A 24,921-nucleotide genomic window follows, 5' to 3' on the forward strand; every position below is an offset into this window, starting at 1 on the left:
ACGTTGAACCCCGCCACCGGCCAGACCAGCCACCCGGACCGCGTCTGGTCGGTGGCCGAGCATCTCGACGACGTCCTGTCGAAGATCGAACCGCTCGACCCGATCGAGCTGCAGCTCCCGGACGCCCAGGGCTGCGTCCTGGTCGAGGACATCACGGTCCCCGTCGCCCTGCCGCCCTTCGACAACAGCTCCATGGACGGCTATGCCGTCCGCGTCGCCGATGTCGCGGGCGCCGCGGAAGGGGCGCCCGTCGCCCTGACCGTCATCGGCGATGTCGCGGCGGGCAGCGGTGAGCTGCCCGAGGTCGGCCCCGGCCAGGCCGCCCGCATCATGACCGGCGCCCCGGTGCCGCCCGGCGCCGACGCCGTCGTCCCCGTCGAGTGGACCGACGGCGGCACGGGCGAGGGACCGGCCGCCACGATGCGCGCCCACAGCGCCGCCCCCCAGGACGCCGGCGGCGAGGTCCTGGTCCACCGCCCGGTGGCCGCCGGAGCCCACATCCGCGCCCGCGGCAGCGACGTCGGCGCGGGCGAGCCGGCCCTGGCGGCGGGCACGGTGCTCGGCCCGTCCCAGATCGGACTGCTCGCCGCCATCGGCCGCGGCACGGTCCGGGTACGCCCCCGCGCCCGCGTCGTGGTGATGTCGACCGGCAGCGAACTGGTCCAGCCCGGCGAGGCGTTGGGCCCCGGCCAGATCTACGACTCCAACAGCTTCCAGCTCACCGCCGCCGCCCGCGCCGCCGGAGCCATCGCCTACCGCGTCGGCGCCGTCGCCGACGACGCCGAGACCCTGCGCTCCACACTGGAGGACCAGCTCATCCGGGCCGACATCCTCGTCACCAGCGGCGGCGTCAGCGTCGGCGCGTACGACGTGGTCAAGGAGACCCTGGCCGGCCTCTCCGGGGAGGAGGGGCAGGTGGAGTTCCGCAAGCTCGCCATGCAGCCCGGCAAGCCCCAGGGCTTCGGCCTCATCGGCCCCGACCGCATCCCGCTGCTCGCCCTGCCCGGCAACCCCGTCAGCTCGTACGTCTCCTTCGAGCTGTTCGTACGCCCCGCCATCCGCGCCCTCATGGGCCTGCCCGGGATCCACCGCCCCACCACCCCCGCCCGCTGCACCGACGCCATCGCCTCCTCGCCCAAGGGCAAGCGGCAGTTCCTGCGCGGTTCCTACGACCCCGACGCCGGCACGGTCACCCCGGTCGGCGGCGCCGGCTCCCACCTGATCAAGGCCATGGCGCACGCCAATGCGCTGATCATCGTCCCCGAGGACGTCACCGAGGTCGCCGAGGGCGGAGCGGTGGACGTCGTCCTGCTCGGGTAGCCCGTCGCCGCCGGGGGTACGGTGTCGTCCCACAGGCGGCAGTTTGGACCGGGAGAACGATGAGCAGCGGCCAGCAACACCTCACCCATCTCGACGCGGCGGGCGCGGCGCGGATGGTCGACGTCTCCGCGAAGGACGTCACCGCCCGCACGGCCCGGGCCCGCGGCCGCGTCCTGGTATCACCGCAGGTCATCGAGTTGCTGCGGGGCGAGGGCATGCCCAAGGGCGATGCCCTGGCGACCGCCCGGATCGCCGGCATCATGGGCGCCAAGCGCACCCCCGAGCTGATCCCGCTCTGCCACCCGCTCGCCGTCTCCGGGGTGAAGGTCGACCTCTCGGTCACCGACGAAGCCGTCGAGATCACGGCCACGGTCAAGACCACCGACCGCACCGGCGTCGAGATGGAGGCGCTGACCGCCGTTTCCGTCGCCGCCCTCACCGTCGTCGACATGATCAAGGCCGTCGACAAGGCCGCGGTGATCTCCGACATCCGGGTCGAGGAGAAGACCGGCGGCAAGTCCGGCGACTGGAGCCGGTCATGAGACCCGCCCGCGCCCTGGTCGTCACCGCCTCCAACCGCGCCGCGGCCGGCGTCTACGCCGACAAGGGCGGCCCGCTGCTCGCCGAGGGCCTGGCGGCCATGGGCTTCGAGGTCGACGGGCCGCAGGTCGTCGAGGACGGCGACCCGGTGGCGGCCGCCCTGCGCGCGGCCGTCGAAGCCCGCTACGACGTCGTCCTCACCACCGGCGGCACCGGCGTCTCGCCCACCGACCGCACCCCCGAGGCCACCCGCCGGATCCTCGACTACGAGGTCCCCGGCATCCCCGAGGCGATCCGCGCCGCCGGCCGTACGAAGATCCCCACCGCCGCGCTCTCCCGCGGCCTGGCGGGCGTCGCCGGTACGACCCTGATCGTCAACCTTCCCGGCTCGACCGGCGGGGTCCGCGACGGCCTCGCCGTACTCGCCGACCTCCTGCCGCACGCCGTCGACCAGATCCGCGGCGGCGACCATCCCCGCTCTTCCGGGAGCCCGAACTGAACGCGCCCTGGCCGGTGGTCCTGACGGACGGTGATGTCACCCTCCGCCCGATAAAGCTGCGCGACCAGCGGGCCTGGCGCGAGGTCAACCGCCGCAACCGCGACTGGCTGCGCCCCTGGGAAGCCACCATCCCACCGCCCCCGCCCGGCGTCGCCCCGCCACACCGGCCGACGTACCGCCAGATGGTCCGCCATCTGCGCGCCGAGGCGCACGCCGGCCGGATGCTGCCGTTCGTCGTCGAATACCAGGGCCGGCTCGTCGGCCAGCTGACGGTCGCCGGCATCACCTGGGGCTCCATGTGCTCCGGCCATGTCGGCTACTGGGTCGACCAGGAAGTCGCCGGCCGCGGCGTCATCCCGACCGCCGTCGCGCTCGCCGTCGACCACTGCTTCCGCACCGTGGGACTGCACCGCATCGAGATCTGCATTCGGCCGGAGAACATCCCCAGCCGACGGGTGGTCGAGAAACTCGGCTTTCGCGAAGAGGGCATCAGACCGCGTTATCTCCACATCGACGGCGCCTGGCGCGACCATGCGGTTTTCGCCCTCACGGCGGAAGAGGCGGCCGAAGGCCTGCTCAACCGCTGGCGCCGGGAGAAACCCAGCACCCCAGGCACACCCCACAAATAAAATAAATGTTCGAATGCCTTCGCGAATTGACCGGATTGGCGGGGGTGCCGATCTCTACCATCACAAAAAAGTTCGAGATATCAGCCAGATCGTGCGACACACCGGCCCAATTGGCGGATGGCCCCATGCAAACCCCTCTACCGTGTGAGTTGTGAGAAGCAGCGGCCTCATCTACGCAGTCATCGTCGGGGCCTGGGCCGCCTACTTGGTGCCGATGTGGCTCCGTAGACAGGATGAGCTCAACGAGGCCCGTCCGACCGAGCGCTTCAGCACCGCCATCCGGCTGCTGTCCGGACGCGCGGCCATGCAGCGCCGCTACGACAAGGAGCACGGGGAGTACCCCGCCGACGATGCGGGTGACGAACCGGGCCCGGACGCCACGGCCGACGCGGCCGCCGCCCGGTCCTTCGCCGACCCCGCTCCGCCGGACGGCATCGAGGCTTCCCACACCCGCGTGCAGGCCGCCCCGCCGCGCCCCTCCGCCGCCGAGCGGACCAAGCGAGCCAAGGTCCTCGCCCGCCGCCGGCGCACCATCACCGTCCTCTTCCTCGCCTTCACCGTCGGCGCCATCGTCGCCGCGGTCGGCGGCATCCCCTTCCTCTGGGCCCCCGCCCTCCCCGCGCTGCTCCTCACCGCCTACATCATTTATCTGCGCGCCCAAGAGCGCCGCCGGTTCACCTTCACCATGGACCAGCGCAAGGCGGAGGCGGCAGCGCAACGACTGCGGGAAGGCAGGTCCCGCCCTCAGCAGGCGGCCGTCCAGCCGCCCGCCGACGACCACCCGGCCGACGTCCGCGCTGACGCCCCCGCCGACGCCGCCCCGGAACCGTCCCGCCCGGCCACGCCCGCCCACACCGCCGGCCGCCGCGCCCTGGTCGAGGAGACCGACCACGCCGAGTGGGTCGACCAGCAGCGCGAACGCGAACGCCCGCGCCCCGCCGCCGGCAGCTGGGAGCCGGTCCCGGTCCCGCTCCCCACCTACGTCACCGCCCCGGTCGCCCCCCGCGCCACCAGCCATGTCGACCTCGACGCCGAGGACGCCTGGAGCTCCGCCCGCTCCAGCGCCGCCCCCGACCACCCCCACCCCGACACCGCACAGGACCGCCCGGCCGCCCCCGGCCGCCGCACCCGCGGCCGCACCCCCCTCTTCGACCAGTACGAGAACGAGGACCGCCCGCGCGCGGCGAACGAGTGACGGCCCTCCGCTGACCAGCACCGGAAGCGATTTCCGAGCACCACGACCGAGATGCTAGAGTTTCTCTCGTCGCAAGGGCCTGTGGCGCAGCTGGTAGCGCACCTCGTTCGCAACGAGGGGGTCAGGGGTTCGAATCCCCTCAGGTCCACAGCACGTCAAAGCCCCCTCCGGGATGATCCGGTGGGGGCTTTTTCGCGTCGTACGGCAGCGAAGTACAGCAACGAGGCGCCGCTCCACCGACCTGAGCACCTGCGTCCTTGCGTATGCGGCCCTGTGTGCCTGGCCGTTGTGGGGGTCAGCGGGCGAGGGTGTGGGAGGTCAGGCGGACGCCGTGTTGGGCGAGGTAGGTGAGGGGGTTGATGTCCGAGCCGTAGTGGCGGCTGGTGCGTACCTCGAAGTGGAGGTGGGGGCCGGTGGCGCGGCCGGTGGCGCCGGTGTAGCCGAGGCGGGTGCGGGCGCGGACCTTCTGGCCGCGGTGGACGGTGATGCGGGAGAGGTGGCCGAAGAGGGTGTAGTGGCCGTCGTTCATCCGGATCGTGACGGCCTTTCCGTAGGCGCCTGACCGTTTGGCGAGGACGACGGTGCCGGCGCCGACGGATCCGACCCGGGTGCCGGCGCGGACGGCGAGGTCGATGCCCGTGTGGTGACCGGCCTGCCAGGTGCCGCGTACGCCGTAGGGCGAGCTGATGCGGTAGTGGGTGGGCACCGGGTGGGTCCAGGTGCCGACGGTGGCAGCGTGGGCCGCCTGGGATGCCGCCAGGGTGAGGACGGAGCCCAGGGCCGCCTGCGTTATGGCGCGGAGCAGCATTCTGCGCAGCGGGGTGCTTTTGCGGAACGTGGTCATAGTTGCGAGCCCACGCCTTGTGGCGGGCGGTCGCATCCCGGGGCGGGGCACAGGGCCGCCGATCGGGTGTTTCCCGGCCGGTGTGCCTGGTTGTTCGGGTGCGGTTGGCTCAGGTTGTCAGGCGGGCGACCGCTTCGGTGACCGCGCCGGTGCCGTCCTCGGTGGCGAGGCGGTGGGCGGCCTCGGTGGCGCGGTCGCGGTGGGCGGGGTCGGTGGTGGCTTTGGTGAGGGCGTCGGCCAGGCGCGTGACGGCGTCGTCGGCGGCGAGGTCCTTGAAGGGGATCGGGGTGGTGGCGGCGCCCAGTGACGCCAGGCGGGCGGCCCAGAAGGGCTGGTCGGCGGTGACCGGGACCGGGACGGTGGGGACTTTCGCGCGCAGACCCGCGGCGGTGGTGCCGGCGCCGCAGTGGTGCACCACGGCGGACATGCGGGGGAAGAGGAGGGCGTGCGGGACTTCGCCGACGGTGAGGATGTCGGGGTCCTGCCGTGTGTGCTCCGTGGTGAGGCCGGCCCAGCCGGACTGGAGGATGCCGCGGACCTTGGCGCGGCGCAGGGCGCGTACCGCGAGGCTGCTCAGGCGCTCGCCCTCGCCGCCCGCCATGCTGCCGAAGCCGATGAAGACCGGGGGCGGGCCGGCGGCGAGGAAGTCCTCGACGGCGGGCGGGAGTTGGGCATCCGGGGCGTGCCAGGGCCACCAGTTCCCGACGACGTCCAGGCCGGTGCGCCAGTCCGCGGGCCGGGGCACCAGGACCTCGCTGAAGCCGTGCAGGACCGGCCAGAGGGCCGCTTCGGCGCGGCGGCGGACCGTACGGGGCGTGGCGGGCGGCAGGCCGAGGCGGGTGCGCAGGTCGCGGGTGGCGTCCTTGAAGAGGCGGTCGACGATACGGAGGGAGAGGCGGCCGGCGGTGCGGTTTCCCCAGCGGCCGAGGGACCTCGCGCCACCGACGACCGGGGCGAAGTCGCCGGTGGGGGCGTTGGGCACAAGGGACAGGCCCAGCGACGGGATGTCCCTCGCCTCGGCGAGGTGCCGGCCGAGCGGGGCGGTGGTGGTCGAGAGCAGCAGGAGTTCGGTGTCGTCCCGGGCGGCGTCGGCGATTCCGCCGCCGAGCTCCCGGATGAAGGCGGCGGCCTTGCGCATGAGGTCGCGTTTGCTGTCGGGGGAGGCGCTGCGCGGGCGCGGGCCGGGGGCCGGGCGGGACGCTCGGGGGTCGGCCGGCAGATGGCGGAACTCCAGGCCGGCGGCTTGGACGAGGGGCGCGTAGGCGTCATGGGTGGCGAGGGCGACGTCGTGGCCGGCGTCGCGGAGGCGGGCGCCCACGCCGGTGTACGGGGCGATGTCGCCGTACGATCCGGCGGCGGTGATCAGGATCTTCGTCATGGGCGGGTGGCTTTCGGGTAGGGCGGGGCGCCCCGCGGCGGGCATGGGTGGGCCGCGGCGGTGGTGCGGGTGAGGGTGTGTTCGGGGGGGCGTGGAGGCCCGGGTGAGGGTGTGTTCGGGGGGCGTGCAGGCCCGGTGGTGATGCGGGTGCGGCGCTCAGGCTTCGCCGGCGGCGTCGGACCGGCGTACGGCGTTGGCGTGGACCGCGGTGCGCAGGTACGGCGCGAGGCCGGGGCGCTGTTCGGTGGGCGGCACCACCAGGGCGAACGCGCGGGGGTCGGCGGCGAAGTCGTCGGCGATCCGGCCGTGCATGTCGGTGGGGCACGGGGTGAACCAGCGGGTGATGTGCCGGCGGTGTTCCTCCGCGAGGTCCATCGCGCGCTCGCCGTCCGCCGGTTCGTCGGCGTCGAAGGCGGCGGTGAGCCGCCGGCGCCACTCGGCGGCCTCGGCCATGATCTTCGCCCAGTCCTCCTTGGAGTGGGCCGCGGCCCGTGCCATCGAGCGCTGGTGGCCCTCACTGTGCTGCCACTTCAGATGGGCCTCGGTTGCGTAACTCAGGTCGAAGGCCACCTCGCCGAAGACCTCGAACCGCTCCTCGGGCGTCAGCTCCACCCCGGTCTGCTGGACCTCCATGGCCTGCTCGGCGACCTCGACCAGCCGCCGCAGCTTGGTGATCTGGTCGTTGAGGAGCCGGTGCCGGGCGCGGAGATGGTCGAGGACGTTGGCCTGGGGGTCCTCCAGGATGGTGGCGATCTCGTCGAGCGGGAAGCCGAGCTCCCGGTAGAAGAGGATCTGTTGCAGCCGGGCCAGGTCGGCGTCGCTGTAGAGGCGGTAGCCGGCGGGGCTGCGGTCGCTGGGGGAGAGCAGACCGGCCTTGTCGTAGTGGTGCAGGGTGCGCACCGTGATCCCCGCGAAGCCGGAGACCTGCCCGACCGAGTAGCCCATCGCAGCGCCTTTCATCCCGTGATCTGCGGTCGTGCGGTCGTACCGCCCTGCCGGTGGTGGTGCCGCCGGTGGTGCGGTGCGTGCCGTCCGTCGTTCAGGGTGTGGCCTGACGTTGGGTGAGGGTCAAGCGGGGGCCGGGGCCGGAGACCGGCCGGACGGGCCTCCGCGGCGGACGCCGACGGGCCCGGGGCGGGGCTCAGGCGTCCGGATAGCGTTCCTGTAGTACCGAATTCAGCAGCGCCTGGACATCCTCGCGGTCCAGCCCCTCCGCCTGGGCCCGTTGCATCCAGGAGCGGAGTTCCTCGCGCAGCAGGGCGTCCGCGGCGGAGTCGGGGCGGGCGAGCGTGCGGCTGACGAACGTGCCGAGGCCGGGGCGTGGTTCGACCAGGCCCTCGCGTTCCAGTTCGCGGTACGCCTTGAGGGTCGTATTGGGGTTGACCTTGGTCGTGGCGGCGACCTGCGCCGCGGTCGGCAGCCGGTCGCCCTCCACCAGGATGCCCAACCGCAGTGCCTGCTGGACCTGTTGGACGATCTGGAGGTAGGTGGCGACGCCGCTGCGGCGATCGATCCGGAACTCGACGACGCTCACCACCTCTCTGCTTCTTCCGCTTCCGCGGCTTCTTCCGCACGGGCCGTCACCTGTACCGCGGCCCGTGGCGCGACCTGCACCGCGCTGCCCGACCGCTTGATGATCGGGCGGCCGGTGCCGGGTGTCAAAGCGCCGCCCGGGGCGTGCCGCGTACAGGACGGCCCCTCGGGCGGCCGTCCGCGCCGCCCGCACCCGTCGCCGCGCGCCTCGCCGTTCAGAGCGGCCGCCTGTGGGCCCGCCACACGACCAGCGCGAGCACTACGGCGGCCAGCGCCAGCAGGATCCCCGCGCCGAGCCACTGCATCCCCGGCATCTGCGCGTAGTCGAAGTACTGGGTCACCCGGTTGACGATGCCCAGCTTGGCCCGGCAGGCCGTGGTGTCGCCGTTGACGCAGGTGCCGAAGCCGTAGAGCTTGCCGTCCGCGGTGGACACCCAGTCGTCGATCCGTACGGAGCTGGGCGGCAGGTCGGGGCCGCCGCCGTCGTACGGGTAGGTGACGCTGCGCAGCGTGCCGAGGTGGTCGCGTACCTTCTCCGACCAGATCACGGAGGTGGCCGCGGCGAAGACCGCGGTGGCCGCCATCGCCGGCACCACCCGCTTGATCAGCATGCCGAGGGCGATGCCGCAGGCGGTCAGGAACACGGTCTTGGCGACCGGGATCGGGCCGGTGCTCTCGAAGGCACCGCTCTGCAGCCAGTCGCCGCTCATCACCAGCTCATGGGCCGGCGACCAGAGCCAGGTGAAGGCGGCCGACAGCAGGGTGGTGCACAGCACCGCGACGGCCAGCGGCAGGCCGAGCGTGGCGGCGATCCAGCGGCCGCGGCTCACCGACTGGGTGGTGACCAGCCTGATGGTGCCGCGTTCCTGCTCACCCGCGATCAGCGGTGCGCCGAGGAAGACGCCGACGACGAAGGGCAGGAACTGCAGGTACTGGGTGTCGCTGTTGAACATCGGGCCGAAGTTGCTCTGGAAGTCGGTGAGCAGCCGTCCGTCCGCGCCCGGCGAGGAGCCCTTGGTGTGCAGGAAGTCCATGACGCCGATGCGCTGGTAGGCGAAGAGCGCGCAGCCCACGACGGTCACCAGCAGGCCGGTGCGCAGGAGGGTGCGGTGCCGGCGCCAGACCAGCCAGGCCAGGCCGCGCGGCAGGCCGCGGCGGGGGGCGGCCGTCTCGACGGGGCCGCTCGCCGCGGCCGTGGCGCTCGTGGTGCGACGGGTGTCGGCAGGGCCGGCGGTGCTGTTCGCGCTCATGCGGCGGCCTCCTGCTGCCCGCCGTCGATCCGGGCCTCGTCGGCGATCAGGGTGGGCGCGTCGGGCGAGCGCAGATAGGCCAGCAGGACCTCCTCCATGCTCGGCGACAGCGTCTCCCAGCTGTCGGAGAGCGGGCCGCCCGGCCGCACCAGTGCGGTGAACTGCCGCCCGGTGACCTTGGATTCGACCACCGTGTGCTGCCGCCGCAGCTCCTCGGGCACCCCGTCGTCGCCACTGGCCACGCCCGTCACCAGCAGGTGCGCGGGCACCAGCTCCTCGGTCTGGCCGGCCATCCGCAGCCGGCCCTCGGCGAGGACGAGGAGGTAGTCACACATGACCTCCATCTCGGAGAGCATGTGGGACGACATCAGTACGGTCGTGCCGTGCTCGGCGGCCTCGGCCATCAGCAGGCCGGACAGCTCGTGCCGGGCGAGCGGGTCGAGGTCGGACATCGGCTCGTCGAGCAGCAGCAGCTCGGGTCGTTTGCCGAAGGCGAGGGCGAAGGCGATACGGGTGCGCTGACCGCCGGAGAGGGTGCCGATCCGGGCGGTGAAGGGCACATTTCCCGAGCGCACGATCCGCTCGGCCAGCGCCTGGTCCCAGCGCGGGTTCAGCTCGCGGCCGAGCCGCAGGGTCTCGGCCACGGTGAAGCGCGGGTAGAGCGGCTTGTCCTGCGCGAGGAAGGCGACCCTCTGCAGGACGGCCGGGTCGGAGACCGGCACACCGAACAGCTTCAGGGTCCCGGTGGTGGGCTGCACCAGCCGGGTCGCGGTGCTCAGGAAGGTGCTCTTGCCCGCGCCGTTGGGGCCGACGAGTGCGCAGATGTGGCCGGCGGGGAGCCGGAAGGAGCAGTCCCGCAGCGCCCAGCCGCGACGGTACTTCTTCCCCAGTCCTTCGGCCTCGATGGCCCACGGGCTCGGCTCGCTCACCCGGATCCCCCCTTTAGCTAGTTGATTAGTGGAATGAGTATGGAGAGCGGCCCGGATCCCTGTCAACAAAGGGGGACGGCCAGGGGCGCCCGCTCGGCGCCCCGTTCTCTCAGCCCACGCTCACCAGCGACTTCGCCATGCACCGACTGTCCTCATACGTCCGGTAAAGACCGAACTTCTGCACCGGCACGTAGCCGCTGGAGGCGTACAGCTCCAGCGCCTCGGGCTGCTTGATGCCGGTCTCCAGCACCATGCGGGAACGCCCCGCGGCCCGCGCATCCGCTTCCAGGGCGGCCAGGATCCGCCGGGCCAGCCCCCGCCCGCGCGCCTGTGGGACCACGAACATCCGCTTGATCTCGGCGTCGCCTGTGGCGTATCCCTCGTTCACGTCCTCCTGGAGCCGCCACCCGCCGGTGGCCAGCGGCCGGCCCTCGCCGTACGCGATCAGATACGTACCGTTCGGAGGGGCGAACATCGCCGGGTCCAGCGGCGTCATATCGCCGTCGCCGTAGCGCCGGACGTACTCCTGCTGGACCAGTGCGTCGAGCGTGACCGCGTCGGGGTGGTCATAGCGGACGGGGCGTATCTCCATTCCAGAAATCGTACGGGTGAGCGGGTGGGCGACGCGACGAGGTCCGGGGATGGGTATCGTGCCCGGATGCTCACCGTGACCTCTGCGAATGTGAACGGGCTGCGCGCCGCGGCCAAGAAGGGCTTCGTCCCGTGGCTGGCGGAGACCGCGGCCGATGTGCTGTGCCTGCAGGAGGTACGGGCCGAGACCGCCCAGCTGCCGGAGGAGGTGCGCGAGCCGGCGGGCTGGCACACCGTGCACGCCCCGGCCGCCGCCAAGGGCCGGGCCGGTGTCTCGCTCTACACCCGGCGGGAGCCGGACCGCGTCCAGATCGGCTTCGGCTCGTCGGAATTCGACGCCAGCGGCCGGTACGCCGAGGCGGACCTGCCCGGGGTGACCGTCGCCAGTCTCTATCTGCCCTCCGGCGAGGTCGGCACCGAGCGCCAGGACGAGAAGGAACGCTTCATGGCGGAATTCCTGCCGTACCTCGTCGAGCTGCGCCAGCGCTCCGCGGCCGACGGCCGGGAGGTCGTGGTGTGCGGCGACTGGAACATCGCCCACCAGGAGGCCGACCTCAAGAACTGGAAGGCCAACCAGAAGAAGTCCGGCTTCCTCCCCGAGGAGCGCGCCTGGCTGACCGATGTCCTCGACGAGACCCACGGCGGCTATGTGGACGTCGTCCGTGCCCTCCACCCGGACACCGAGGGCCCGTACTCATGGTGGTCCTACCGGGGCCGCGCCTTCGACAATGACGCGGGCTGGCGGATCGACCTCATTTGCGCCACCCCTGGTATCGCGTCCAAGGCGGTCAAGGCGTATGTGGAGCGGGCGGCCAGTTATGACCAGCGGTGGAGCGATCATGCGCCCGTGACGGTTGCATTTGATCTCTAGGCGGTTTGTGGGCGCCTCCGGGGGCCGGGAGGGGGCGGCCGGGAATGCGGAACGGCCCGCCGGGTTTCGACGGGCCGTCACCGGGGGGTGTGGCGTGTCAGTTGTGCTGACGAATATCAGGCGGCGCGGAAGAACTTCACGTAGCCACCGTTGTTGGGGCGCTCCCACAGGCCCTTGAAGGCCCAGTTGATGTAGCCGCCGTCGCCCTTGTTCGTGAACTCGCCGTCCTCGAACACCCAGATTCCGTACACCACACCGTCGTAGGTGGCGGAGCCGTAGGCCTGGACTCCGTTGAGGTGCTCCTCATACCCCTGGCTGAGGTTGTGGACCATCACGTTGTAGCGCTGGCCGCTCGCGTAGAACGCGGACTCCATAAGGTTTTTGACGAAGCCCTCGCGATTCTGGGCGGTCTTGATCGACGCCTCGATCTTGTTGGCTATGCCGAGAACGTCGACATTGAAGTTCAGGTTGGCGTTGGCGCCGACGCTGACCGGCGAATCACCCGCCGCCGCCGCGGCAGCGGCCGGGGCGGCCATCGCCGTTGCCGGGAAGGCGGCACCCGTTGCGGTGAGTGCGGCGCACAGGGCTGCCGTGGCAAGGCCCTTCTTCACCAGGTTCTTCGTGGACATGGTTCTCCTCCATGGGTCGGATGGAAGTCCTCCGGCACCCGACTGGTCTCGGGTGTCGGAGATCTGGTCCGGGCAGCCGCCAGGGGATTGCCGCTGCGACCGGCACAGGAACGATGTTCAGCCGCCTCGCTCACGATCTGCTCACATCGTGCTCATGGGGTCCGCATGCTCCGCTGACTTTCCGTCAATTCACAGACCATGTCCATATAGTGAGAGCGGGGGAGTAAAACGGAACCCTGTGTTCCCCCATGTGGTCTTTGCTGAAAAAGGCGGGGTTCGCTGTCCGCTCGTTCGGCAGCATGCACTTGAGGGCGCGATGATTCAGTTGCGGCTACTAGGGCCGGTTGAAATCGAGTTGAACAATGGCCGACTACTGAGTCTGGGGGCGGGTCGCATACGCACGGTGGCCGCCGTGCTGATCAGCGAGGTCAATCAGGTGATCCCTGTGAACAGGCTGATCGACCTGGCCTGGGACGCGGATCCGCCGGTCCGCGCGAGAGGCGTGGTCCACAACCATGTGCACCGGCTGCGGCAGCTGCTGGCCGGCCATGCCGAGCTCGCCACGCGGGGACAGGGGTACGTCCTGGTCGCCGATCCGTGCGCGGTGGACGTCCGCCGGTTCAAGGACCTGGTCTCCGGCGCCCGGGAGGCCGAGCCATGGACCGCGGTCGCGATGCTGCGCCAGGCCCTTGGGCTGTGGCGTGGCGATGCGCTGGCGGATGTGCCCGGCAACCGGGTGCGCCGGACGCTGGGCGTCGGCCTGGCCCAGGCGCGGGTGGCCGCGCTGCAAGAGCTCGGTGCGAAGCTGCTGATGCTCGGCCGGTACGGGGAGCTGGTCACGGAGCTGACCTCGTGGATCACGGAGGATCCGCTGCACGAGGAGCTGACCGCGCTGCTGATGCGCGCCCTGCAGGCGAGCGGCCGGCAGGCCGAGGCCCTCGACCACTACCACCGGGCCCGCAGGCGCCTGAAGAACCAGCTGGGCATCGATCCCGGTCCGGCGCTCAGCGAGGCCTACCTGGCGGTGCTCGGCGGGAGCAGCGCCGCCGCGCCGTATGCGCCCGCCCGTCCGCCGGCCGCGCCGCCGCCCGTCGCGCCGTACGTGTCCGGTCACCGGCCGGCCCTGCCGCCCCGGATCGCCCAACTGCCGCCCGAAATCGTGGACTTCTGTGGCCGGGCACGGGAGCTCGCGGTGCTGGACCAGCATCTGGACCGCGTACCGCGACCGAACTGTGTGGTGCTCGCGGGCGGGGGCGGGACCGGCAAGACCACGCTGGCGGTGCAGTGGGCGCACCGGCTCAAGGCCGAGTTCCCCGACGGACAGCTCTTCGCCGATCTGCGGGGCTTCGAGCGTCCGCCGATGCGGGCGGGCACCGTTCTGTCGACGTTTCTGCTGGCCCTGGGGGTCCCGGAAGCGAAGATCCCCGATTCCGTGACGGAGCGGGCGGCGCTCTACCGTTCGCAGCTCGCCGGACGGCGGATGCTCGTCCTGCTGGACAATGCCGGAACCGCCGACCAGACGCGCCCGCTCCTGCCCGCGACGCCGGGTTGTCTGGCCGTGGTGACCAGCCGAAGGCGGCTGAGCGGGCTGGTGATCCGTGACGGGGCCGTCCTGGTCACGGTGGGGCCGCTCGCCCGCGGCGATGCCCTGCAGCTGCTGGGCAATGCGCTGGGGCGGCAGCGCATCGAGGCGGACAAAGCGGCGGCCGAGGCACTCGTCGAGCGATGCGGCAGACTCCCGCTGGCGCTGCGGATCGCCGCGGCACGGCTGATGGCCCATCCCGAATGGTCACTGGGGTGCTGGACGAAGAAGCTGGCCGATGAGCGCCGTCAGCTGCGGGAGCTGTCCACCCACGATGCCGATCTGTCCATGGAGGCCAACCTCTATCTCAGCTACCGGGCGCTGTCGAGCGGTGCCGCCCGGCTCTTCCGCCTTCTCGGGCTGCACCCCGGCCCCTGTGTGGGTGTCCACGCCGCCGCGACACTGGCCGGACGGGACGTGGAGCGCACCCGGCGTCACCTCGCCGAGCTGTGTGACGTCCACCTTCTCGAAGAGCAGGTCCAGGGGCACTTCGTGCGGGCCGAGCTGGTGCGCATCTATGCCGCGCAGCTCGCCGCGTCGGAGGAGCCGCGGGCCGATCGCGACCTCGCCGTACGGCGCCTGCTGGAGCACTTCGCGCAGCCCCGGCCGTGGCTCGGCTGAGCCGGGGCCGTCCGGCGCCCGGCGGTTACGGGCCCTGCTTGTCCTTCTCCCCCTGACCGTCCTTCTCCCCCTGCTCCCGCAGCCACTCCGCCAGTTCCGCCCGGACGCGGCGGTCCATGGCCATGGAGAGTTCGGCCTCGACCACGCCCTTGGACAGGGGGCGGAGGTTTTCGATGGTCTCGGCTATGTGGTGGACCTCTTGGGGCGTGGGGGGTTCGCCCGTGCCGGCGCGTTCGAGGACGTCGGTGAGGACGTGGGTGCGGATGAGGGTGGTGAAGATGTCGGCGAGGGCGTCGGCGTGGGCGCGTACCCGGCGGCCGGCTTCCAGGACGGCGGCCAGCGGGATGCCCTTGTGGACGAGTTCGGTGGAGGCGTCCAGGAGGCGGCGGCTGATGTGGACGAACTCGTCGCCGTCCACGGCGAGATAGCCGATGTCCAGGGACGCGGTGAGGTTCTCGGCGGTGATGTCCTGGCTGAAGTGGTCGGCGAGTTCCTCGGGGGTGAGGCGTACCGGGGTCTCCTCGGACCAGGGCGGGACGAAGGGGTTCTGCAGGCCGAGGAGTTCGCCCACGTCGCGGCCGGATTCGAAGGCGGAGAGGAGTTCGGCGATGCCGCCGAGGGTGTGGCCGCGCTCCAGGAGGGCGCCGATGGTGCGCAGGCGGGCGAGGTGGTGCTCGTTGTACCAGGCGATCCGGCCCTCGCGGCGCGGTGGTGGGATGAGCTTGCGCTCGCGGTAGAAGCGCAGCGTACGGACCGTGATGCCGGCTTCCTCGGCCAGGTCGGCCATGCGGAATTCGCGCGCGGGGCGGGGGTGGGCTGTGGGTTCCGCGCGCTCGTCCTCGGTGTTCTCGTTCGCTGCCACGGGGTCAGCCTATGCCGGGGAGATGACACCGGGCCGGGGTGCGACCGGCGGTAACTCGTGCCGCGCGACCCCTACCGCTCGGTACGTAGCTGCCCTACTCTCCCAACTGTGCCAGTGATTGCTGGCGCAATTGGGGCCGGAAAGATGCAGTGAAGAACGTCGAACTCGGGAGGCGGAGGGATGGCCGAGCGCGAGCACAAGCATGTGCGGGTGGCGGTGATCGGATCGGGTTTCGGTGGACTGGGGGCGGCGGTACGGCTGCGGCGCCAGGGAATCACCGACTTCGTGGTCCTGGAGCGGGCCGACTCGGTGGGCGGCACCTGGCGGGACAACAGTTATCCGGGGTGCGCATGCGATGTGCCCTCGCATCTGTACTCGTTCTCCTTCGCACCCAACCCACAGTGGCCGCGGAACTTCTCCGGGCAGCCGCACATCCGCGCGTACCTGGAGCGGGTGACGGACACCTTCGGACTGCGTCCGCACCTCCGCTTCAACTCGGAGGTGCACAGCCTGCGGTGGAACGGCGAGGAGCTGCACTGGGAGGTCGAGACGGCGAGCGGGCCGCTGACGGCGGATGTGGTCGTCTCCGCGACCGGGCCGCTGTCGGATCCCAAGGTTCCCGACATTCCGGGGCTGGACAGCTTCCCCGGCAAGGTTTCGCACTCCGCGCGCTGGGACCATGACTACGACCTGCGGGGCAAGCGCGTTGCCATGATCGGCACCGGGGCGTCCGCGATCCAGATAGTCCCGGCCATCCAGCCGGACGTGGAGCGCCTCACGCTCTTCCAGCGCACCCCGCCCTGGGTGCTGCCGCGCGCCGACCGCAAGATCAGCGCGGCCGAGAAATGGCTGCACACCAAGCTGCCGGTGACCCGGGCCGCGCGCCGCGGTCTGCTGTGGGGCATCAGGGAACTGCAGGTCAGCGCGTTCACCAAGCGCCCCAACGAGCTGGGACCGATCGAGTACCTGGCCAAGAACCATATGAAGAAGGCGGTCAAGGACCCGGCGCTGCGGGCGGCGCTGACGCCCGACTACCGCATCGGGTGCAAGCGGATCCTGCTGTCCAACACCTATTACCCCGCGCTGGCGCAGCCGAATGTGGACGTCGTGGCGGCCGGGCTGAAGGAGGTGCGGGGCAGCACGCTGGTGGGGTCCGACGGGAGCGAGGCGGAGGCCGACGCGATCGTTTTCGGCACCGGATTCCATGTGACGGACATGCCGATCGCGCAGCGCGTCACGGGGGCCGACGGCACGACGCTGGCGGAGGAGTGGAAGGACGGGATGGAGTCGCTGCGGGGTGCCACCGCGGCCGGGTTCCCGAACTTCCTGACCATCATCGGGCCCAACACCGGCCTCGGGAACAGCTCGATGATCCTGATGATCGAGGCGCAGCTGAACTACCTGGGGGACTTCATGCGGCAACTGGACATCCTCGGCGGCAAGATCGCGCTCAGCGCCCGGCCGTCCGCGGTGAAGGAGTGGAACCGCAAGCTCCAGCAGCGGATGGAGCGCACGGTGTGGAACACCGGCGGCTGCGACAGCTGGTACCTGGACGCGAACGGCCGCAACACCACCGTCTGGCCGGGCACGACCTCGGAGTTCAAGAAGGTGACCCGGCAGGTCGATCTCGCCGAGTACGAAGTGCTCAGGCCACCCAGGAAGCCGGTCACCGCGCCCGTCGCCGCGCCGGCGGAGGTGGCCGCATGAGCCGCCGGCCCGCGCATGTCACGAGTGGTCCGTACGCCCCGCCGGTGCCGCGCACCACGCTGACCGTCACCTCCGCCGACGGTGCCCGGCTGTACGCCGAGATCCACGGGCCCGAGCACGCCCCCGCCGTCGTCCTGGCACACGGCTGGACCTGCTCGACCGCCTTCTGGGCCCCGGTCGTCCGCGATCTGGCCGCCGACCACAAGGTCGTCGTCTACGACCAGCGGGGGCACGGCCGCAGCCCGGCCCCCGGTCCGGCGGGCCACAGCACCCATGCCCTCGCCGACGACCTGGTCGCCGTACTGGAGGCGGCCCTGGAGCCGGGCGAACGCGCCGTCGTGGGCGGCCACTCCATGGGCGGTATGACGATCATGGCCGCCGCCGAGCGTCCGCAGCTGCGCGAGCGGGCCGCGGCCGCCCTGCTGTGCAGCACCGGCAGCGCCGATCTGCCCGCCGAATCACGGGTGTTCGCGCTCCGCAGCCCGCAGGGGCGGCGCCTTGCGCACCGGCTGATGCTGCGCTCACGCGCCCCGCTCGGCCCCGTGTCACCGCTCGCCAAACGCGCCCTGAAGTACGCCACCATGGGCGCCGGGTCCACCGCCGAGCAGATCGAGGCCTGCGCGCGCATCGTGCACGCCTGCCCGGCGGGCGTACGGGCCCGCTGGGGCAATGTGCTGGCCGGTCTGGAGCTGACAGGCGGGGTGAGCAAGCTGGAGATGCCGACCGCGGTCATCGCGGGCACCGCCGACCGGCTCACGCCGCTCGTGCACGCCCGCCGGATGGCCTCCGTACTCCCCGACTGCCGCGGCCTGACCGAACTGCCGGGGCTGGGACATATGACGCCGATCGAGGACCCGGGCGCGGTCTCCGGACGGCTGCGGGCACTCGTACAGGACCATCTGCGGGTGCCCGGCACCGACGCCGCCGCGGCCCCCGCCGAAGCCCCCGGGGGCAAGCGGCAGAAGAAGGAGAAGACGGCATGAGTACGAACAGGAGCTTGCAGGGGCAGGTCGTCGTCGTGACCGGTGCGGCGCGCGGCGTCGGTGCGCTGCTGGCCCGCAAGCTGTCGGCGCGCGGCGCCACCCTGGCGCTGGTCGGTCTGGAGCCGGACGAACTGCGCGGTGTCGCGGCCGCGCTGCACGGCCCGGCGCACCACTGGCACGCCGATGTCACCGACCACGAGGCGATGGCCCGGGTCGCGGGCGAGGTCAAGGACCGCTTCGGGAAGGTCGATGTGGTCGTCGCCAACGCCGGGGTGGCGACCGGCGGCCCGTTCGTCGACTCCGACCCGGTCGCCTGGAAGCGGGTCATCGAGGTCAACCTCATAGGCGGCGCGGTCACCGGCCGCGCCTTCCTGCCCGTACTGATGGAGTCCCGCGGCTACTTCCTGCAGATCGCCTCGCTGGCCGCGATCACCCCGGCGCCGATGATGACCGCGTACTGCGCGTCCAAGTCGGGCGTCGAGGCGTTCGCACACAGTCTGCGCGCCGAGGTCGGCCACCGGGGCGTACGGGTCGGCGTCGGCTATCTGAGCTGGACCGACACCGACATGGTGCGCGGCGCCGACCAGGACGACATCATGCGCGAGCTGCGCTCCCGGCTGCCCTGGCCGTCGAACAAGACCTATCCACTGGGCCCCGCCGTCGACCGGATCGTCGCGGGCATCGAGCGCCGCTCGGCGCATGTCTACGGGCAGTGGTGGCTGCGCGGGATGCAGTCGCTGCGCGGGTATCTGCCGGCGGTCATCGGGTCGGTGGGCCAGCGCGAAATGCGGCGGTTCGGGGACCGGCTGGACGGGATGCGGGTGGGGCTGGTCGGCGCGGGCGGGGAGGCCGACGAGAAGGCACGCGCGGACCGCTGAGGCAACCTCTTTCGTCACGGAGTGTAGTCGTTCGTGATCGAAATGCGAGCAATGTCCGGGCGTGTCACGCTGGTCGAGGCCCAACCCCCCCTACACCCCACTAGGAGTGAACAGCATGGGCATCAAGGACCAGTTCGAGGACAAGGCCAACGAGCTCAAGAACCAGGCCAACAAGGCCATGGGCAGCGCTCGCGACGACGCCAACGAGCGCAGCCGGCGCGAGGAGCAGGAGCGCAGCCGTCGCCAGGGTGGCCAGGAGCGCGACCCGCAGCGTGACCGCGGCCAGCAGGGCCGTCGGACCGCTCAGGACGCGCTGGACGACGCCGAGGGTCGCTTCCAGAGCTGACGTGGCACGTTCTGAACGGCACGCGTGGCGACGTACGCGCCATGCGTGAAGGGCGCATCCGGTCGACCGGGTGCGCCCCACCAGTTTCCCCGTGTTCCCCCGTGTTCCGCGGGTTTCNCGCGTGGCGACGTACGCGCCATGCGTGAAGGGCGCATCCGGTCGACCGGGTGCGCCCCACCAGTTTCCCCGTGTTCCCCCGTGTTCCGCGGGTTTCCCCCGTGTTCCGCAGGTCCCCCGTGACCCCTGCGGACCCCCGTAACCCCGCCTGCTACAAGGTCAGTTGACGACCTTGAGCCTCTTCGGCCAGCCGTAGTGCGCGGCCTTGGAGAAGAGGTTCTTGATGTGGGCCGGGGTCAGCTTGATGCAGCCCAGCGAGTAGTAGTCGTTGGTGCCGTCCCAGCGGTAGGGGTTGTCCCGGCCGGGCTGCCGGGCGCCCTGGGTGCCGTTGGGCTTCATCTCGCTGTGCACGAAGAGCTCGGTGCGCTTGGTCCGGCCGTTCCTGCACACCTTGTCCTGCACCTGGATCGCGTACCCGTTGATGCCCCTGGCCCCGCCGTTGTGGTGCTTGGTGTGGGCGAGCACCCGGTAGTTGCCGTTGGGTAGCCAGCCCTGCATGCTTGCGCACTCGTTCTTGCCGTTGCGGCCGCCGTTGCCGGAGCCCGCGCGGTACTTGGCGAGCACCTTGTCCCGGGCGTTCGGGACGCTCTTCATCAGGTAGAGCGTTGAGTTGCTCGGGTTGCTCTGGTTCTTGTCGAAGGAGAGGTACGTACCGCCGGCCGCGGCCGCCTGGGCGGTCTGCCCGGGCGCCGGGTGGGCGGCCAGCGCGGGGGCCGCCTCGGTGGCGGCGAGGCCGCCGGTGAGCGCCAGTGCGGCGGCGAGCGGAATGATCCGGTGACGGATTCCCATCGGAATATCTCCCGTTGTGTGTGCGGTCGTTGGTGCGGTGCCGGGCGGTGCCGGCCGGGCAGGACATGACGATGCTGGGGTGGATGGTGTCCGGCAAGGGGGATCGGCCGGTCCGGACATGCCGTGGATGTCCGGGCAGGTCAAAGGGGGTGCCGGGCCGTGTCCGGGGGAGTGAAGGGCGTTGTCCGGGCTGACGCGAGCGGGTGTTGTGGCCGCGGCCGGGCAGCGGTTCAATGGCTCGCATGGGAAGTACGGGGGATACCGACGGCTTATGCCCACGGGCGGCCGGTGATGCGGCCGCACTCGTCGAGCTGATGCAACGGCTCAAGAACGCAGCGGGATTGACCTACCGTCAGCTGGAACAACGGGCGGCCCAGCGGGGCGAGGTGCTCGCCCGCAGCACCCTCGCCGATGTACTGCGCCGGCACACCCTGCCGAGGGACGAGGTGCTGACCGCGTTCGTCCGGGCGTGCGGCCGTCCGGAGGACGAGGTCGGCGAGTGGCGCGCGGCGCGGCAGCGGATCGCGGCGCGGGAGGCCGCACGGGAGGCGACGGACGCGGCGGAGCAGCCGTCGGCCGCCGACGCGCGGCCCGCCACCGGCGAGGGGCCCGACGTCCCCGTACCGGACCCGCCGGGCCACCGCCCGTACCGGAAGCGCAGAGCGCTGATGATCGCTGCCGCCGCGCTCGCCGCGCTGCTGCTTGCCCTGGGAGTGCGGCTGCTGGTCGGGGACGGCGGGGTGCGGCCCGAGGCGGCGGCCGCCGCGACGCTGCCCACGGGCGAGGTCCGCATCCGTCCGCTGCGGGCTCCGGATCTGTGCCTGACGGACGGGCGGGTGCAGCGGGCGCACGCGTACCACACGGTCGCCGTGCAGCGGCCCTGTACGGAGGCGGTGCCGCCGCATACGCATCTGACGGCGGCCGGAGCCGGGCTCCACCGCATCCAGTGGACGCATCCCGACAAGGGTGGGAAGGGCTGTCTGGTCCTGCTGCGCGAGCCGGGTGTGGCGGGTTTGCTGGAGCCGTGGGACGACTGCACGGCGGGCGGGCCCGCGCAGGTGTTCCGTATCGAAGCGGTGGGCGGGCGCGCGGGCTCCGGTGGGGCGGTGTACCGGCTGCGGTTGAGCGACGGCGACCGGTGCCTCGCCCTCGGCGGTGGCGGGTCCGGCGTCACGGCGCTGGCGCGGCCCTGCACCGGGGCCGACGACCAGAAGTTCCTGATCGGCCCGGCATGAGCGGCCCGGCGGCCGAGCGTAGGGTCAGGCGCCGGCCGCCTCGGCCGTGTCCCCGCTCCGCGGCGGCAGCGCGGGCCGCCGGAGGTCCGGTACGTCCGACAGATCCGGAGGCGTCGCCGCCGGATGCCGCTCCAGCAGCTCCAGCGCCGTACGGATCGCCACGCCCAGCTGCGGATGCCGGCCCTCGGCCCAGTGCAGCGGGGAGCGCAGCGCCTCGATGTCGACCTCGACGCCGTGGTTCTCCACGCCCCAGCCGTAGAGCCGGAACCACGCGGCGTTCATCGGGACGGTGATCGTGGTGCCGTCGGCGAGCCGGTGCCGGCCGGTCATCCCGACCACCCCGCCCCAGGTGCGCATGCCGACCACCGGACCCAGGCCCAGCAGTTTGAAGGCCGCGGTGATCATGTCGCCGTCGGACGAGGTCATCTCGTCGGCGACCGCCACGACCGGGCCGCGCGGCGCATTGCTGGTGTACGAGACGGGCTCGGCGTCGCGGGTCAGATCCCAGCCCATGATGGTGCGGGTCAGCTTCTCGATCACCAGCTCGGAGATATTGCCGCCCGCGTTGCCCCGTACGTCCACGATCAGCGCCGGCCGCGAGACCTCCATCCGCAGATCGCGGTTGAACTGCGCCCAGCCCGAGCCGCCCATGTCGGGGATGTGCAGATAGCCGCACCGGCCGCCGCTCAACTCCCGTACCACCGCGCGGCGTTTGGCCACCCAGTCCTGGTAGCGCAGCGGCCGCTCGTCGACCAGCGGGACCACCGCGACCCGGCGCGCATGGCCGTTGCCCTCGGCCGGTGAGAAGGTCAGCTCGACGGTGGTGTTGCCGGCCGCGGACAGCAGCGGAGACGGGCCGGCCACCGGGTCCACCGGGCGGCCGTCGACATGGGTGAGCGCCGCGCCCTCGCGGATGCCCGTACCGGCCAGCGGGGAGCGGGCCTTGGAGTCCGAGGACTCACCGGGCAGGATCCGCTGCACCACCCAACGGCCGTCCCGGCAGACGAAGTTGGCGCCGAGCAGGCCCATGGCGCGCTGGTAGTGCGGCGGCCCCTCGTTGCGCCGGGCGCCGGCGACATAGGCGTGCGAGGTGCCCAGCTCGCCCAGCACCTCACGCAGCAGGTCGGCGAACTCGTCGGGGGAGGCGACCCGTTCGAGCAGCGGCCGGTACTGCGCGAGCACCGTGTCCCAGTCGATGCCGCACATCCCCGGCTCCCAGAAGTACGCCCGGACAAGGCGGCCCGCCTCCTCGAACGCCTGGCGCCACTCCGCCGCGGGGTCCACGTCGTGCAGGATGCGCCGCAGGTCCAGGAAGACCGTCGAATCGCTGTCCGGCGGCTCGGTCGCCGGCACCGCGCGCAGCTCGCCCTCGTCATGGACGACCAGCCGCGTTCCGTCGCCGCTGAGCGCGAACTCCTCCAGGGAGCTGGTGAGTTCGGTGCGCCGTGCCTTGGTCAGGTCGAAGTGTTCGAGGGTGGGCTTGCCGGAGGTCTTGTCGGGATCGGCGAAGGTCTCGCCCAGTGCGCCGGAGATCGGCCAGCGCAGCCAGACCAGCCCGCCGCCGCTGACCGGCTCCAGCGAGGAGTACTTGGACGCCGCGACCGGGAAGGGCGTGACGCGGTTCTCCAGCCCCTCCACCTCCACCAGCACCGGCCCTTCTCCGGGCGGCGGAGGGTTCTCGTCCGGGTCCAGGCCGCCCGCCGCGGGCCGGCCCTCCGGGGACAGCGCGAAGGGGGAGGGGGTCGCCGACGACAGCGGTACGAGGTAGGGGCGGCAGCCCAGCGGGAAGGACAGATCGCCGGTGTGCACGTCGTAGACCGGGTCGAAGCCGCGCCACGACAGGAACGCCAGGTAGCGGCCGTCGCGGGTGAAGACCGGCTGCTCGTCCTCGAACCGGCCGTTGGTGACGTCCAGGATGTGCCGGTCGGCCAGCCGGGCCATCTTGATCTGCCGCAGCGAACGGCCGATCCCGGGGTGCGACCAGGTCAGCCAGCGCGAGTCGGGGGAGAACGCCAGGTCGCGGACCGGGCCGTTGGTGGAGCGGATCAGCTCGGTGACACCACCGGCGGCCGTGCCCTCCTCGGCCTCTCCGTCCCCGGCCTCTCCGTCCCCGGCCTCTCCCGCCTCGGCCTCTCCCGCCTCCGGGAGGGTCACGTCCACCAGCAGCAGCCGGCCGTCGTGCGCGGCCACCGCGAGGCGTTCGCCGTCCGGCGAGGAGGTCACCTCATGGACCCGGCCCAGCTCGCCGGCGGCCAGCCGGCGCGGTTCGCCCGGCGCGCTGGCCCGCGGCAGGTTGGTGATCTCGATGGCGTCATCGCCCTCGGCGTCGGTGACGTAGGCGATCCGGCCGGTGGTGCCCAGCATTTCGGGCAGCCGGACCCGTACGCCCGGGGTGTCGTGGATGGTCCGGGCCGGGCCGTCGCGGTGGGTGAGCCAGTAGAGGCTGCCGCGTACGCCGACCGCGCTGGCCCGCCCGGTGGAGTCCACCGCGACCGAGGCGACGTGGGAGGCGGCCGGGATCTGATAGCTGCGGCGGCCGGCCCGCGGGCCGCCCAGGCGCACCGCCAGCTTGCGCGGTACGGAGTCCGCGCTCAGCTCGTCGAGCAACCAGATGTTGCCGGCGCACTGGTAGACGATGCGCGAGCCGTCGGTCGAGGCATGCCGGGCGTAGAAGTCGTCGTGGTCGGTGTGCCGGCGCAGATCGGTGCTGTCGGGCAGACAGGAGTAGACATTGGCGATGCCCTCGTGGTCGGAGAGGAACGCGATCCGTCCGTCGACGAACATCACCGAGTCCAGGTGCCCGTACAGCTCCGGCATCAGCCGGGTGCCGTGCAGCCACATCCGGCCCATCGCACCGCCCCGGTAGCGCTTCCAGGAGGCGGGTTCGTGCGGCGGTTTGCCGCTGAGCAGGAGTGTGCGGCGCTCGCCCTCGATGTCGGCGACCGCGATGTCGGAGACCGGGCCCCAGGGCAGCTTGCCGCCGGGGCTGCCGTCGGTGGGCAGGCTGTAGGCCCACGAGTAGTACGAGAACGGCTGGCCGTGCGAGGAGACCGCGAGGATCTGGGTGTGGCCCTCGTGGTCGGGGGGCGTCCAGCCGCAGACCCGGGCGTCCGTGCTGCCCCAGTACGTCAGCCGGCGGGCCGGGCCGCCGTCGACCGCCGCGAGATGGATCTCCGGGTCGAGGCTGCGCCAGGTGGTGAAGGCGATGTGCTGCCCGTCGGGGGAGAAGCGGGGGTGGCCGATGCGGGTCCGGTCGACGGTCAGCCGCCAGGCGCGGCCGGGCTCCTGGCCGTCCGGGGCGATCGGCGCCACCCACAGGTCGTCCTCGGCGGCGAAGCAGAGCAGCTCGCCGTGCAGATGCGGATAGCGCAGATACGAGCCGGGTGGCGGCCCCGGTGTGACCGGCATGCGGCGCAGCCGGCCGCGTGGCTTGGTGTGGTCCGGCTCCGGGCGAGGCCCGACGGCCTCGGGTGCATCGCTCACTTACCCATCGTTTCGGGCGGGGGTACGGGTGGCAACTCGGCCTGGTGATGCGCGTACGGGCTGAGGGGGCTGGAGCCGCGAGCGCCCCACCCACCACCCCCACCCACCAC

23 protein-coding genes and 1 tRNA gene are annotated in these 24,921 nt (G+C 72.0%); 13 read left to right on the plus strand and 11 right to left on the minus strand.

Annotation, left to right across the window (positions count from 1 at the left end; translation table 11 throughout):
• Nucleotides 1-3 precede the first annotated feature (3 nt).
• From glp to DY245_RS00145, 6 genes are all read left to right on the plus strand, one after another.
• Complete coding sequence (gene glp / locus DY245_RS00120; RefSeq protein WP_128502289.1) at nt 4-1,320, plus strand: molybdotransferase-like divisome protein Glp; 1,317 nt, start codon at nt 4-6, stop codon at nt 1,318-1,320.
• Between the two features lie 59 nt (nt 1,321-1,379).
• Complete coding sequence (moaC, locus tag DY245_RS00125) at nt 1,380-1,862, plus strand: cyclic pyranopterin monophosphate synthase MoaC (RefSeq protein ID WP_030413385.1); 483 nt, start codon at nt 1,380-1,382, stop codon at nt 1,860-1,862.
• Nucleotides 1,859-2,359, plus strand: coding sequence for a MogA/MoaB family molybdenum cofactor biosynthesis protein (locus tag DY245_RS00130; RefSeq protein ID WP_128502290.1), 501 nt, complete (start codon nt 1,859-1,861; stop codon nt 2,357-2,359). Before moaC ends, DY245_RS00130 begins: the two co-directional genes overlap by 4 nt.
• A 14-nt stretch (nt 2,360-2,373) precedes the next feature.
• Nucleotides 2,374-2,988, plus strand: a complete 615-nt coding sequence (locus DY245_RS00135) for a GNAT family N-acetyltransferase (protein WP_128502291.1) — start codon at nt 2,374-2,376, stop codon at nt 2,986-2,988.
• 151 nt (nt 2,989-3,139) lie between these two features.
• Nucleotides 3,140-4,183: a divisome protein SepX/GlpR gene (gene sepX, locus DY245_RS00140; protein ID WP_128502292.1), complete on the plus strand. Its 1,044-nt coding sequence runs from the start codon at nt 3,140-3,142 to the stop codon at nt 4,181-4,183.
• A gap of 75 nt (nt 4,184-4,258) precedes the next feature.
• Nucleotides 4,259-4,331, plus strand: a tRNA-Ala gene (locus tag DY245_RS00145).
• Nucleotides 4,332-4,478: 147 nt separating this feature from the next.
• Here the strand turns inward: DY245_RS00145 and DY245_RS00150 are convergent.
• The 7 genes from DY245_RS00150 to DY245_RS00180 all read right to left on the minus strand — a co-directional run bounded on the left by DY245_RS00150 (nt 4,479) and on the right by DY245_RS00180 (nt 10,709).
• Entirely contained in the window at nt 4,479-5,027 is a 549-nt protein-coding gene (locus DY245_RS00150) for a M23 family metallopeptidase (protein ID WP_128502293.1), read from the minus strand.
• A gap of 109 nt (nt 5,028-5,136) precedes the next feature.
• Nucleotides 5,137-6,405, minus strand: a complete 1,269-nt coding sequence (locus tag DY245_RS00155) for a glycosyltransferase (protein ID WP_128502294.1) — start codon at nt 6,403-6,405, stop codon at nt 5,137-5,139.
• Nucleotides 6,406-6,561: 156 nt separating this feature from the next.
• A complete protein-coding gene (locus tag DY245_RS00160; protein ID WP_128502295.1) occupies nt 6,562-7,350 on the minus strand; it encodes a MerR family transcriptional regulator in 789 nt (262 codons plus the stop codon).
• A gap of 196 nt (nt 7,351-7,546) precedes the next feature.
• Nucleotides 7,547-7,942, minus strand: a complete 396-nt coding sequence (locus tag DY245_RS00165) for a GntR family transcriptional regulator (protein ID WP_128502296.1) — start codon at nt 7,940-7,942, stop codon at nt 7,547-7,549.
• A gap of 211 nt (nt 7,943-8,153) precedes the next feature.
• The gene (locus DY245_RS00170) at nt 8,154-9,188 is read right to left on the minus strand and encodes an ABC transporter permease subunit (protein WP_128502297.1); all 1,035 of its coding nucleotides are present in this window, start codon (nt 9,186-9,188) and stop codon (nt 8,154-8,156) included.
• On the minus strand, nt 9,185-10,117 hold the full coding sequence (locus DY245_RS00175; protein WP_128502298.1) for an ABC transporter ATP-binding protein: 933 nt from the start codon (nt 10,115-10,117) through the stop codon (nt 9,185-9,187). Before DY245_RS00175 ends, DY245_RS00170 begins: the two co-directional genes overlap by 4 nt.
• 109 nt (nt 10,118-10,226) lie before the next feature.
• Nucleotides 10,227-10,709 (minus strand): GNAT family N-acetyltransferase, encoded by a 483-nt coding sequence (locus tag DY245_RS00180; RefSeq protein WP_128502299.1) that lies wholly within the window; start codon nt 10,707-10,709, stop codon nt 10,227-10,229.
• A 66-nt stretch (nt 10,710-10,775) separates the two neighbouring features.
• Here DY245_RS00180 and DY245_RS00185 point away from each other — a divergent pair, with 66 nt between their 5' ends.
• Nucleotides 10,776-11,579 (plus strand): exodeoxyribonuclease III, encoded by an 804-nt coding sequence (locus tag DY245_RS00185; RefSeq protein ID WP_128502300.1) that lies wholly within the window; start codon nt 10,776-10,778, stop codon nt 11,577-11,579.
• A 116-nt stretch (nt 11,580-11,695) separates the two neighbouring features.
• On the opposite strand, the gene DY245_RS00190 is transcribed toward DY245_RS00185, so the two are convergent.
• On the minus strand, nt 11,696-12,208 hold the full coding sequence (locus tag DY245_RS00190) for a stress protein (protein WP_128502301.1): 513 nt from the start codon (nt 12,206-12,208) through the stop codon (nt 11,696-11,698).
• Between the two features lie 412 nt (nt 12,209-12,620).
• Here DY245_RS00190 and DY245_RS00195 point away from each other — a divergent pair, with 412 nt between their 5' ends.
• The gene (locus DY245_RS00195; protein ID WP_244942734.1) at nt 12,621-14,411 is read left to right on the plus strand and encodes an AfsR/SARP family transcriptional regulator; all 1,791 of its coding nucleotides are present in this window, start codon (nt 12,621-12,623) and stop codon (nt 14,409-14,411) included.
• A 25-nt stretch (nt 14,412-14,436) separates the two neighbouring features.
• On the opposite strand, the gene DY245_RS00200 is transcribed toward DY245_RS00195, so the two are convergent.
• A complete protein-coding gene (locus DY245_RS00200) occupies nt 14,437-15,273 on the minus strand; it encodes a MerR family transcriptional regulator (RefSeq protein WP_244942735.1) in 837 nt (278 codons plus the stop codon).
• Nucleotides 15,274-15,453: 180 nt separating this feature from the next.
• On the opposite strand from DY245_RS00200, the gene DY245_RS00205 reads away from it, so the two are divergent.
• From DY245_RS00205 to DY245_RS00220, 4 genes are all read left to right on the plus strand, one after another.
• Nucleotides 15,454-16,980 carry a flavin-containing monooxygenase gene (locus DY245_RS00205; protein ID WP_128502302.1) on the plus strand — a complete coding sequence of 509 codons (1,527 nt, stop codon included), beginning with the start codon at nt 15,454-15,456 and terminating at the stop codon, nt 16,978-16,980.
• Nucleotides 16,977-17,963, plus strand: coding sequence for an alpha/beta fold hydrolase (locus tag DY245_RS00210; RefSeq protein WP_128502303.1), 987 nt, complete (start codon nt 16,977-16,979; stop codon nt 17,961-17,963). The genes DY245_RS00205 and DY245_RS00210 overlap by 4 nt, the downstream gene beginning before the upstream one ends.
• Nucleotides 17,960-18,841 carry an SDR family oxidoreductase gene (locus DY245_RS00215; RefSeq protein ID WP_128502304.1) on the plus strand — a complete coding sequence of 294 codons (882 nt, stop codon included), beginning with the start codon at nt 17,960-17,962 and terminating at the stop codon, nt 18,839-18,841. Before DY245_RS00210 ends, DY245_RS00215 begins: the two co-directional genes overlap by 4 nt.
• 115 nt (nt 18,842-18,956) lie before the next feature.
• Entirely contained in the window at nt 18,957-19,187 is a 231-nt protein-coding gene (locus tag DY245_RS00220) for a hypothetical protein (protein WP_128502305.1), read from the plus strand.
• A 276-nt stretch (nt 19,188-19,463) separates the two neighbouring features.
• On the opposite strand, the gene DY245_RS00225 is transcribed toward DY245_RS00220, so the two are convergent.
• Nucleotides 19,464-20,093, minus strand: a complete 630-nt coding sequence (locus tag DY245_RS00225; RefSeq protein ID WP_128502306.1) for a hypothetical protein — start codon at nt 20,091-20,093, stop codon at nt 19,464-19,466.
• 242 nt (nt 20,094-20,335) lie between these two features.
• On the opposite strand from DY245_RS00225, the gene DY245_RS00230 reads away from it, so the two are divergent.
• Nucleotides 20,336-21,328 (plus strand): helix-turn-helix domain-containing protein, encoded by a 993-nt coding sequence (locus DY245_RS00230; RefSeq protein ID WP_128502307.1) that lies wholly within the window; start codon nt 20,336-20,338, stop codon nt 21,326-21,328.
• 24 nt (nt 21,329-21,352) lie between these two features.
• Here the strand turns inward: DY245_RS00230 and DY245_RS00235 are convergent, their stop codons facing one another.
• Complete coding sequence (locus tag DY245_RS00235; RefSeq protein ID WP_128502311.1) at nt 21,353-24,736, minus strand: S41 family peptidase; 3,384 nt, start codon at nt 24,734-24,736, stop codon at nt 21,353-21,355.
• Nucleotides 24,737-24,921 lie beyond the last annotated feature (185 nt).

This window comes from Streptomyces inhibens (assembly GCF_003389455.1).
Taxonomy (GTDB): Bacteria; Actinomycetota; Actinomycetes; order Streptomycetales; family Streptomycetaceae; genus Streptomyces; species Streptomyces inhibens.